6 protein-coding genes are annotated in these 12,232 nt (G+C 36.7%); 5 read left to right on the forward strand and 1 reads right to left on the reverse strand.

Features of this window, described 5'->3' with window-relative positions; translation table 11 throughout:
* The first annotated feature begins 66 nt into the window (after nt 1-66).
* From KO521_RS04285 to KO521_RS04295, 3 genes are all read left to right on the forward strand, one after another.
* Nucleotides 67-1,551 (forward strand): xylulokinase, encoded by a 1,485-nt coding sequence (locus KO521_RS04285; protein WP_215938678.1) that lies wholly within the window; start codon nt 67-69, stop codon nt 1,549-1,551.
* Nucleotide 1,552: 1 nt separating this feature from the next.
* Nucleotides 1,553-2,878 (forward strand): xylose isomerase, encoded by a 1,326-nt coding sequence (xylA, locus tag KO521_RS04290; protein WP_215938679.1) that lies wholly within the window; start codon nt 1,553-1,555, stop codon nt 2,876-2,878.
* A 235-nt stretch (nt 2,879-3,113) separates the two neighbouring features.
* Nucleotides 3,114-7,253: a two-component regulator propeller domain-containing protein gene (locus tag KO521_RS04295; protein ID WP_215938680.1), complete on the forward strand. Its 4,140-nt coding sequence runs from the start codon at nt 3,114-3,116 to the stop codon at nt 7,251-7,253.
* 608 nt (nt 7,254-7,861) lie between these two features.
* Here the strand turns inward: KO521_RS04295 and KO521_RS04300 are convergent.
* A complete protein-coding gene (locus KO521_RS04300) occupies nt 7,862-9,103 on the reverse strand; it encodes an MFS transporter (RefSeq protein WP_215938681.1) in 1,242 nt (413 codons plus the stop codon).
* A gap of 495 nt (nt 9,104-9,598) precedes the next feature.
* Here KO521_RS04300 and KO521_RS04305 point away from each other — a divergent pair, with 495 nt between their 5' ends.
* Both KO521_RS04305 and KO521_RS04310 read left to right on the forward strand, forming a co-directional pair.
* Nucleotides 9,599-10,939 (forward strand): Gfo/Idh/MocA family protein, encoded by a 1,341-nt coding sequence (locus KO521_RS04305; protein ID WP_215938682.1) that lies wholly within the window; start codon nt 9,599-9,601, stop codon nt 10,937-10,939.
* A 142-nt stretch (nt 10,940-11,081) separates the two neighbouring features.
* Complete coding sequence (locus KO521_RS04310) at nt 11,082-12,224, forward strand: formylglycine-generating enzyme family protein (protein WP_215938683.1); 1,143 nt, start codon at nt 11,082-11,084, stop codon at nt 12,222-12,224.
* Nucleotides 12,225-12,232: the final 8 nt, after the last annotated feature.

The raw sequence follows: 12,232 nt of genomic DNA on the forward strand, positions 1-12,232 counted from the left end.
ACTGAATAGGACCTGTTCTAAAGAGATTCGTTCTAACAATTAAAGCACTTACAAACATCAAGAAATATGTATAGTATAGGATATGATATAGGGAGTTCATCTATTAAAGCGGCCTTGGTTGAGGTAAGTACAGGTAGACCTGTTGCCGTAGTGAGTGAACCCAAAAAAGAAATGGATATTCTTGCCATTAATAATGGTTGGGCAGAACAGGACCCTGATACTTGGTGGAAGCATGTTTGTACCGCTACTAAAACCTTGTTGTCTGAGAACAATATTAAGCCGGAAGAAGTTACTGGAGTAGGTATATCTTACCAAATGCACGGTTTGGTAGTTGTGGATAAAGACCTTAAACCATTGCGCGATTCCATAATTTGGTGCGATAGTAGAGCGGTTGAAATTGGCCAAAAGGCATTTGATGCACTGGGCAATGACCGTTGCAGTGAGAACTTATTGAACTCGCCTTCTAACTTTACCGCCTCTAAATTAAAATGGGTAAAAGATAACGAGCCTGAGGTTTTTGAACGTATCCATAAGTTCATGCTTCCTGGCGATTATATAGCTTCAAGATTAAGCGGTATTGCAAATACAACCTTATCGGGACTATCGGAAGGTATCTTTTGGGATTTTAAGACGAATAGCCTGGCCACATGGTTGCTGGATTATTACGGGTTGAACGAATCTCACGTGCCAGAAATAGTAGATACCTTTTCTGTACAAAGTAAAGTTTCGGAACAAGGCGCAAAAGAATCAGGTTTAAATGTGGGAACTCCTATTTTATATAGAGCGGGAGACCAGCCCAATAATGCCTTGTCTTTGAATGTTTTCAACCCAGGAGAAGTTGCGGCTACAGGAGGTACATCTGGAGTAATTTATGCGGTAACCGATAATCTTTCAGTAAAGGAAAGCTCACGAGTCAACAACTTTGCACACGTAAATTATAACCAGGATAATCGTTTTGTAGGGAAGCTACTTTGTATAAATGGTGCTGGTATTCAGTACCGTTGGATGTTAAATAACTTGGACGTTGCTTCGTATGATGAGATGAACGAATTAGCCAATTCGGTCCCTCAAGGTTCCGATGGCGTTAAAATATTACCTTTTGGAAACGGTGCCGAGCGTATGCTGAACAATGTGGATTTAGGTACCAATATCTTTGGTATCAACTTAAACAATCATACCAAAGCACATTTGTGTAGAGCGTCGTTGGAAGGGATAGCTTTTTCATTTGTTTACGGAATGGAAATCCTACGGTCGGACGGAATTACCGCTACTAAAATACGGGCGGGTAACGATAACCTCTTCCGTTCGAAAATTTTCTCAAATACTATAGCGACCCTTATTGATAGGGAAATTGAAATATACAATACCACAGGTGCCATTGGAGCGGCAAGGGCCTGTATTTTAAGCAATGGTGATTTTACCGGTTTCGGTGATCAGATTATGGACAATGATTATGTGATGAGCTATAAGCCATCCGAAGAAAAAGAAGCATTGCAAACTGCATATGCGGCATGGAAAAAAGAATTGGAACACGTATTAAAAAACAAATAATATGGCATTTTTAGGAGACAAAGAGTATTTTAAAGGAATTGGCGACATTAAGTTTGAAGGGAAAGAATCAGATAACCCTTTAGCGTTTAAATATTACAATCCGGACCAGGTTGTTGCAGGTAAAACTATGAGGGAGCATTTTAAATTTGCTATCGCATACTGGCATACGTTCTGCGGACAAGGTTCTGACCCGTTTGGTCCAGGTACGCAGAGTTTTCCTTGGGATGCATCTTCAGATGCTGTTCAAGCGGCAAAGGATAAAGCGGATGCAGCCTTTGAATTTATTAGTAAAATAGGTTTTGATTATTTCTGTTTCCATGATTTTGATTTGATTCAAGAAGCTTCAACTTTCGCTGAATCAGAAAAAAGATTGGCAACCATTACCGAGTATATCAAAGAAAAGAAATCGGCTTCCGGTATTAAATTATTATGGGGTACCGCCAACTGTTTTTCTAACCCAAGATATATGAACGGTGCAGCTACGAATCCTGATTTTGACGTGGTTGCCAGAGCTGGCGGGCAAGTAAAATTGGCCTTGGACGCAACTATTGCTTTAGATGGTGAAAATTATGTTTTTTGGGGTGGTCGTGAAGGATATATGTCTCTTTTGAACACCAATATGGGTCGTGAGCTAGACCATATGGCGCAGTTCTTAACTATGGCCAGAGATTATGCTCGTAAGCAAGGTTTTAAAGGTAATTTCTTTATTGAGCCAAAACCAATGGAGCCAACTAAGCACCAGTATGATTTTGACTCGGCTACGGCAATTGGATTTTTAAGGGAGTACGGTCTAGACAAAGATTTTAAAATTAACATAGAGGTGAACCATGCTACTTTGGCTCAGCATACTTTCCAGCATGAAATGGAAGTTGCAGCTAAAGCAGGAATGTTAGGTAGTTTAGATGCTAACCGTGGTGATTACCAAAACGGTTGGGATACCGATCAGTTCCCGAATAACATTCAAGAGACTACAGAGGCTATGCTGGTCTTTTTACAAGCTGGCGGTCTACAAGGCGGTGGTGTAAATTTTGATGCCAAAATCAGAAGAAATTCAACTGACCTAGAAGATATCTTCTTAGCGCACATTGGGGGTGCGGATACCTTTGCCAGAGCGTTGATTACTGCAGATAAGATAATGACTTCTTCAGATTACACCAAGCTACGTGAAAACCGTTACAATTCTTTTGATTCTGGTAAGGGGCAGGAATTTGAATCTGGTAAATTAAGTCTTGAAAACTTATATGATTTAGCCACTAAGAACGGTGAGTTGGAACTTAGAAGCGGTAAACAAGAATTGTTCGAAAATATAATTAACCAATATATTTAGGTTAGAATAGTACTTAAGTAAATTAGTCGTTTATTGAAGTCTAAGCTTTGTTGCCGGTGGTAAAACTACCGGCAATTTAGTTTAAGCTTATTTTTTGTTTTGTACACTTGATGAAAGTAATTACCTATTTGCATGAATTGAACAATTGACCTATCTTCCAACGGCCTCAAAAATCAATTGCTTTCTATCGTAGAAAAAAATAAGTCTAAATACACCTGATTAAGTGGTGTTATATATGAAGTGGATAAAGATATTTTTGATTTCTATGTTTTGTGTGTTTTCTACACAAGGTTTTCTACATGCCCAAAATTCAAAACCTGAATACACTTTCGTAAACATTGAGCAGAACAATACGCAGAGAGCAGTTTCTACTATAATTCAAGATAGCATGGGGCTCATTTGGATGGGTACCAATGGAGTAGGGTTAAAGAAGTATAATGGTATTGATATAACTACTTACACACAGGATGTTAACGATTCAAAATCGTTAAGTAATTCAATAATATTCACTTCCTACGTTGATAGTTCAAATAGATTGTGGGTGGGTACAGAAACAGGTTTGGATTTATATGATAGAGACCTTGATATTTTCATTGCAGTGCAGTTGCAGAATAAAACCGTATTGCAGAGAGGTGTTTTAATTAATGCCATACAAGAAGGTATAAACGGAGAGCTTTTAGTAGGTTCTTACTATAATGGAGTATTTAGGGTTAATCCAAAAACCTTACAAAGTGAATCTATTCCTTTTCAATCTACACTATCAAAATCAGATATTCAAGTAACAAATATATTAAAAAGTGTTTCTGGTAAAATATTTGTAGCCACTAATCACGGTCTGTTTGAGTATGATGGTGTAAGGATTATACCCTCTCAGATTTTAAACGATCATGATAAAAAAAATATTGACCTAGACATTAGTATCCTAACAATGTTTCAAGATAAAGAAGGTGCCGTTTGGTTGGGCACTTTTTCTGATGGTTTAATTAAGATAAAACAGCAATCTTCTGGCGAGTATGAAATAAATAATTATTCTATCTCCGAACAGCGGATTTTATCAATAGCCCAAGCAAGCGATGGAAACATCCTATGTGGTACAGAAAATGATGGGCTTTACGTTTTAGATACTGATGGAACTTTAATAAAGAACTATCGCTATGATAAGTCGGATATTCATAGTATAAAATCAAATTCCATATGGTCTGTTTATGTAGATAAACAGGAACGTATTTGGATTGGGTACTACAATAAAGGAGTTGGTGTGCATGATAGGTTGTATAATAAATTCAATGATAATATAAACCTATATCAAATTAACAATGCCCTTATTTTAACATCGGTAACAGCTATTGTGAGTGATAAAAAAGACAGATTATGGTTTGGTTTAGACGGAGGAGGCGTTGATGTATATGACGCTAAAAAGAAAAAAATCATTCATTTAAAAGATGACCAAAACCCTATAGCAAAGAATCTTGATGCGGCGGCGGTTACAGCAATGTTCTTTGATAGTCAAAACAATCTATGGGTAGGTACGTGGGATTCTGGTATTTATTTTCTTCAAGAAAATACATCAGAATTTATAAACTATACATCATCAAACACAAATGGAGGGTTGACCAATAACCGTATAATGACGTTTGATGAAGATAAAAATGGAATAATTTGGATTGGTTCATATGAAGAGGGGATACATTCCTATGAGCCTAAAACTAAAAAATTCACTGCTCATAACGCTCAAATTTTTAATGATAGAATTCCTAGCCAGGGAGAAGTTCGTAAGGTTTTAGTAGATAGTAATGACTTTCTTTGGATAGGTACAACGGGAGGTCTGTATAAAATCCCTACAAATTTTTCTGCAGGGGAGAAGGTAGTTTCTTTAGTAGAATGTATGTACGCAACTAATCGTCAAAATTTAATCGTAGATAGGGTTGTATCATTATTTGAGGATAGCCGCAATATGATATGGATAGGCACAACTGGTGGTGGCCTCTGTCAATACAATCCTCAAGAGGATTCATTTACTTGGTATAGCCAAAAAGAAGGTCTAGGCCAAGAGAATATTGCTTCAATTCAGGAAGACGATAAAGGCGATATTTGGTTAAGCGGAAACAATGGTATTTCTAGACTGAATGTGGGAGAAAGTGAGTTTAAGAATTTTGATGTACATGACGGCTTGTTCGCTAATGATTTTAATTATAACTCTGCATACAAAGATGAATCTGGCACTTTATATTTTGGTAGTTACGAGGGCGTAAATTCTATAGATCCCGAAAACTTGAATTTCAACCAAAACATGCCACAAGTTTACTTTACGGACTTTAAACTTTTTAATAAGTCGGTCGTTCCAAACGTGAAAGATTCTCCTTTAAGCAAGGTAATTGGGCGTACGGAAAAGATTACGCTAAAGCATAATCAATCTGTTTTTAGTATAGACTATGCGGGAATTAACTTTACGAGACCCCAGAAGAATCAATATGCTTATTTTCTACAAGGTTTTGATAACCGTTGGAATTATGTTGGGGAAACTAGAAGCGCTACCTACACGAATCTACCTGTGGGCGATTATGTTTTTAAGGTAAAAGCAGCTAATAATGACGGTTTTTGGAGCGAGACTCCAAAAACACTACGATTAACAATTTTAGCACCTTGGTGGAGTACAAATACTGCCATTACACTATATATATTGGCAGCTTTTCTTATCTCATACTTTTTGGCCAAGTTTGCAAATCAGCGAGTTCAGGAAAAAAGAATGGTTCAATTTGAACGCGAAAAGCGGTTACAGGAAGAAGTTTTGAACGATAGAAAAATTCAATTTTTCACTAATATCTCCCATGAATTTAGGACTCCGCTTACGCTTATCTTAAATCCGTTAGAAGATATTATTAGAGATCCAGGAACTAGTTTTTCTCAAAAAATGAAAGAAAAGTTGGGGATTATCCACAAGAACACCAGCAGACTAAAACGGTTAATAGATGAGTTAATGGATTTTAGAAAGCTAGATATTAATAAGCTTAACGTAAAGGTGTCAGAATTAGAGGCGGTTTCATTTGTAAATGAAATCACAGGACATTTTGAAGAGGAAGCAATCTTAAAGGATATTCATTTTTTAATAGAATCAGAAGAAACTGCAATTACACTTTGGAGCGACCCTTCCATGTTGGAAAAAGTTATATTTAACATTCTTTCAAATGCCTTTAAAATTACACCCGATAGAGGAATCATAACGGTTTCCATTTTTAGATGTGCTAATGAAATTATATTTCCTCTGATAAATGAAACGGAATCTTTTCAAGCCTTGGAAATAAGTATTGAGGATACTGGTACCGGTATTGGAAAAAAAGATTTAGAAAAAGTTTTTGAACGCTTTTACCAAGTAGAAAAGATGAATAGCCAGTACTATGGGGGTACGGGTATTGGCTTGGAAGTGGTAAAAAGTTTTCTGGATCTTTTAAAAGGAAAAATAATTGTTGAGAGTGAAGAGGGGTTAGGTACCAAGTTTAGAATATTTTTACCGCTTGGTAATGCCCACTTTATGCCTGGTGAGCTGTTCTTAAAACCGTCGGTTGGAATCAATGAGGTATATTCCGTTGAGGCAGGTGAAGATATCGTAAATCAATTTTCGGAGAATGGAGCAGTAACGACCCTACTAATAGTAGAAGATAACGCAGAATTAAGGGCATATTTAAAAAGTGAATTAATAGGAAATTACAAGGTTGTAGAAGCAGTAAATGGTAATGAAGCATTAAAAGCTGCCGAAAAAATAATCCCAGATATAATTCTTTCTGATGTGGTTATGCCAGAAATGGATGGCTTAGAGTTTTGCAGAAATATTAGAGAAAATCTAAAGACGAGTCATATTCCTATTCTTATGTTGACCGCAAAAACAATGACGGATGATTGGGTTAAAGGAATTGATAGTGGTGCGGATATTTATTTGACCAAGCCATTTGAAATGACAGTATTAAAGGCACAATTAAAACAGATATTGAGCAGTAGGCAGGTCTTGTTCAATAAGTATTTGAATGATTCAAATAATGTAAAAGTACCGGAGAATACTTCAGAACTTGACAAAAATTTTATCGCTAAGGTGTTGAAGTACATTACTGTTAATCTCTCTGATGAAAATCTAAATGTAGAACAATTGGCAGAAGAGGTAAATCTTAGCAGAAGTCAATTATATAGAAAAATAAAGGCACTTACCGGGTATTCGGCAATTGAATTCTTAAGGAATATTAGACTTGAAAAAGCAAAGCAGATGATAGAAACGGGGAACGAGTCTATTAGTGAAGTATGTTTTAAAGTCGGTTTTTCTTCACCTTCTTACTTCACAAAGTGTTTCAAGGCTCATTTTGGTTTTCTTCCTACGGAATTAAAATAGTAACTAAGAGTTTCACACTTCATTTTTTGGTTTGAAATACAACTGTTTTTACTAGATATATATTATGAATAATATAGTACGGAGTTTGTCCTCTACAAAGGTATAAGCTTGCAATATAGGGCCTTGTTCGATTTGTTTTTTAAGCAAAAAAATTTAAATCGATTTCCAAATAGTTGAAAAAATATCATTTCGTTAATTCAGTTATTGAATAACGTTACTTATTCTATCATAGTTGAAGCTATACAAAGGCTACTAACTCCATTTGGTATTTGTACACCATCCTGTAATCAACTACAATAATAGCAGAACTCTAGATTTTAATTATAAATAACTTTATTGGTATTTATAGTTGAACGGCCCACAATAAACATAGTCGTACTTATTGTTTTATTTTGATGAGCAACATCACCATAATTTTATATAAGGTGTAAAAACTAGTCTAGTAGAAGTAAGGGAACAAACAGCTTATAATATCTGTTCAGAGTTAATTAGAAATCTGCCAATATTAAAAAAAAGAGTGTCAGATTAAATTAGGTTCTAGCCGATATGAAGCAGAAAAAAAGCCCAATATAAAATCGGGCTTTTTTTATAATTTTTAATATTTGAGGTTATACAACTTCAACTTCCGGGTTCTCTTTTCTTTTTTTCATCCAGAAATAAAGTACGGTAAAAAGGACAATTAAAATACCGGGAAAGATGGTCATTGTAAGTAAGGTAGCTTGCCCGGATACCAATTCTAATTCATCACCGGTGAAACCTTCAGCAGCAGCTATAGCTTTGTCAGAGTCAATCCATCCACCAATAATCGGTTGAAATATAGAGCTAGAGAACATACCCACAGCACCAACAATAGAAAGTCCTAGAGCACCACTTTTTGGGATTTTATCTGCAACAAAACCAATCATATTAGGCCAGAAGTAAGCAACTCCTAATGCAAAAAAGATAGCAGCAACGTAAGCCATTGTTCCAGTTTGCGTGCTGAAAAGGTATATGCCTAACGTAGCAAGAACTGCCGAGCCTAAAAGAACCCCGGTTTGGTTGAACTTAGCAACCATGTTACCTCCAAAGAATCTAGCTACTGCCATTAAACCTGCAGTTAGCGCCAAAATTATCATAGGGTTGGCTCCACTTTTAGATAAGATAAGCCCTACCCATTGGTTGGGACCAAATTCTGAAATAGCGGTCAACGCCATACAAACAAGCATGAATATAAAAAGAGGAGAAAACATTGCTTTAAAGTTTCCGCTTATAGTAGCTGCTTCTGCTTCTTTTGCTTTTGGCCATGATTGGCCAAAGAAAAGATAGGCATAAATCAATGTAGGTATAAGAATCAACCAAATTTGACTTTCCCAGCTAAAAGACATATCGGTCATAAAACCAGAAACAAGGCTTCCAATAGCAATGCCGCCAGGAAACCACATATGAAAGCGGTTCAGCATGGTACTCATTTTGTTTCCTTGATATGCATCTGCGATCATAGGATTACAGGCCGCTTCGGTACAACCGTTCCCTAAACCTATGAGAAGGGTAGAAATGAGAAGACCCACATAACTTCCTGAATAAATAGTTAATATAATACCAATGGCATGAGCAAAGAATGCAAATTGCATAATGGCTTTTCCGCCTACTTTATGATAAATTAATCCGCCTACGACCATAGACAAAGGAAATCCTAAAAACCACATAGAGTTTATGAAGCCCAGTTGCTCAGCACTTAAACTTAGTTCTTCTCCTAGTTGAGGAAGAATTCCTGCCCTGATACTAAAAGAAAATGCAGTTGTAATCAATGCAAAGCAGCTTGCATAAAAAAGTCTATTGGCGTTTGAGGCCATTCCATTTGTTGTTTCCATAAAAAATTGGTTTGTTGTTTAAGCTGAAATTCGTAAAAGTAACTTTTGATAAATATTTATTGCGAAAATCGAAACGAAAGATAAATCAAAAATATGTAATTGATAAAAAAAATCAGAATTTAACAACTATGTTTAATGCCGTCCAAGGCTTGATAATTAGTACTTAAATCCTATTTTTAAGCAAAAGATGTGTTAAATATACACTTGTTTGACCAAGGTGTACTATCTTCAAGGTGCCAGAACTCAGGGAATTATCTTTAAAAAGTGAAGAGTCTCATTTAAGGAGGTGCGTTAAACAAAGAATAGTAACCGTAAAATAAGACCCGAGGATTTAGATAGGTAAAATTAACATTATTACTATTTTTTGATAATTTGACCTTTACAAAATTGAGAAAAACGCAAGGCTAAGCTTAAAAAAATGCTGCATTATTTTTATATTCACACTTGCGCTGTAACTGGCTCACATACTACATTTAATTTAGAAAAATCGAGAAAATGAAAGAAGACAAGACCAAAACCAGTACGAACAAAAAATCTAGAAGAGATTTTGTTAAGAACACTGCTCTATTTACCGGCGGAGCTATCTTATTGCCAAACCTGCATATGAGTGGTATGGCAAATGTAGCAGGAAACAAGAAACTAAAATTAGCATTGGTAGGTTGTGGTGGCCGTGGAACGGGTGCCGCTGTACAAGCTTTGACCGCAGATGAGAATGTAGAACTTGTTGCTATGGCAGATGCTTTCGAAGATCGCTTAAAGGGTAGTTTGGCAAATATTTCTAAAGCGATGGGCGAAACCAAAAAAATCAATGTAAAAGAGAAGAATCAATTTGTTGGTTTTGATGCAGCAACCAAGGCTATGGATTTAGCCGATGTGGTCATTCTCGCAACCCCACCAGGTTTCCGTCCGCAACATTTTGAGTATGCCGTAAATAACGGTAAACATGTGTTTATGGAAAAACCGGTAGCAACAGACGTTCCAGGAGTACGTAAGGTATTAGCAGCTGCAAAAAAAGCAAAAGAAAATAAATTGAACGTAGTGGTGGGTCTTCAAAGACACTATCAAGACAGTTATCTGGCCGCTATAGACCAGATTAAAAAAGACTCCATAGGTAAGATAGTTTCTGGGCAGGTATATTGGAACAGTGGAGGAGTATGGGTTCGTGAAAGACAACCACAACAGAGTGAGCTTGAATATCAAATGAGAAATTGGTATTACTTTAATTGGCTGTGTGGAGATCATATTTTGGAACAGCACATCCATAATATAGATGTTGCCAATTGGTTTGTTGGTGAGTATCCTATTTCGGCACAAGGAATGGGGGGTAGACAAGTAAGAAAAGGTAAAGATCACGGAGAAATATTCGATCATCATTTTGTAGAGTATACGTATCCAAGTGGAGCTGTAATTGCTAGTCAATGTCGTCATCAGCCGGAAACGATGAGCAAGGTTTCGGAATTCTTCCAAGGAACAAAAGGTACTGTTTACACTAAAGGAGATAATGCAACTTTGACGGATTGGAACGGTAATTCCATATTTGAACACAGAGGAAAAGAAGATCCTAATCCCTATCAGGTAGAACATATTAAACTTTTTGAATCCATAAGAAACGGAGGCGTAATTGCCGATGCAGAAAATGGTGCTAAAAGTACTATGAGTGCTATAATCGGTAGAATGGCTACGTATTCTGGTAAGGTCATAAAATGGGATGAGGCTATGCAATCTAATATAGACTTGGCACCAGATGAATTAACGTGGGATTCTCCTGCGCCTGTACAACCCAATGCAGATGGTACATATAAAATACCAACACCGGGGGAAACAGTTGTTATTTAATTCATAAACATCAGAGAATAACAGTGTCCCCTTGCTTTTTGGGGACATTTTTTTGTTTTTTTATAAAGAAAGAGACAGCTTTTAATATAATGGTTAACCAAAAAATAGGGTTAACTTTGTTTTCCATTTTTGACATATAGTTATGTATAATACAATTAAAATTTTCGCTTCAGTTGCGGTTATTTGCTTTTTTATTAGTTGTAAGGAAGAGAAATCCCAAAAGGCAGAAGTACTAAAAACTGCCGAAAAGGTAGAAAAGTCAAAATCCATTACAGTTGATACCACGGTTGTAAAAGAAAAACCAGAAGATGTGGCAACTCCAAAAGGAATGGTTTGGATTCCGGGAACTGTTTTTTCACAGGGTGCGGTCCCACAAGATAAAGCAGCAATGGAGCATGAAAAGCCCGCGCATAAAGTTGCGATTGATGGTTTTTTTATGGATATCACGGAAGTTACTAATAACGACTTCAAAAAATTTGTAAAAGAAACAGGTTATGAAACTGTAGCAGAACGAGAAATTAATTGGGAAGAAATGAAAAAACAACTTCCTGAAGGCACCCCTAAACCCCATGATAGCATTATGCAGCCTGGTTCGCTGACTTTTAAACAAGCTAAAAGTTCGGTGCCTAATCTTTATGATTTTTCGCAATGGTGGAGTTGGACCATAGGTGCTGATTGGCAGCATCCAAATGGCCCTGGCAGTTCTATTAAAGGAAAAGGTAACTACCCGGTAGTACATATTGCTTATGAAGATGCTTTGGCGTATTGCCAATGGGCCAATAGGCGTTTGCCTACAGAAGCGGAGTGGGAACGCGCTGCCCGTGGCAACCATTTAACAACAACTTATTTCTGGGGAGATGAGGATACCAAATTATCCGAAAAAGCCAATACGTGGGAAGGGGAATTTCCTGTAACCAATGTTGAGACGGATGGTTTTGGGCTTCGAGCTCCGGTAAAGACTTATCCTGCTAATGATTTTGGGTTGTATGATATGGCAGGTAATGTTTGGGAATGGACTAATGATTGGTATAATACCAATTACTATAATGAATTGAATTCCGCATATCCAATAGCTAAAAACCCATTAGGAGCGGACCAGGCTTATAATGAAAGAGACCCTTACGCAAAGGAAAAAGTCATGAAAGGCGGGTCGTTTTTGTGTAATGCAAGTTATTGTGCCAGTTATAGAGTATCATCTCGTATGGCTACTAGTTTAGATTCATCATTAGAACATTTAGGTTTTAGGACTGTTGCTACACCAGAAATGGTGCGCAATTCAAAATAAATTATTTC

It is taken from the genome of Zobellia uliginosa (assembly GCF_018860745.1).
GTDB lineage: Bacteria > Bacteroidota > Bacteroidia > Flavobacteriales > Flavobacteriaceae > Zobellia > Zobellia uliginosa_B.

What these genes read in the sequence shown, in the direction of transcription:
- KO521_RS04285 (WP_215938678.1), top strand. Translation starts at nt 67, where the DNA reads ATGTATAGTATAGGATATGATATAGGGAGTTCATCTATTAAAGCGGCC.
- xylA (WP_215938679.1), top strand. Translation starts at nt 1,553, where the DNA reads ATGGCATTTTTAGGAGACAAAGAGTATTTTAAAGGAATTGGCGACATT.
- KO521_RS04295 (WP_215938680.1), top strand. Translation starts at nt 3,114, where the DNA reads ATGAAGTGGATAAAGATATTTTTGATTTCTATGTTTTGTGTGTTTTCT.
- KO521_RS04300 (WP_215938681.1), bottom strand. Translation starts at nt 9,103, where the DNA reads ATGGAAACAACAAATGGAATGGCCTCAAACGCCAATAGACTTTTTTAT.
- KO521_RS04305 (WP_215938682.1), top strand. Translation starts at nt 9,599, where the DNA reads ATGAAAGAAGACAAGACCAAAACCAGTACGAACAAAAAATCTAGAAGA.
- KO521_RS04310 (WP_215938683.1), top strand. Translation starts at nt 11,082, where the DNA reads ATGTATAATACAATTAAAATTTTCGCTTCAGTTGCGGTTATTTGCTTT.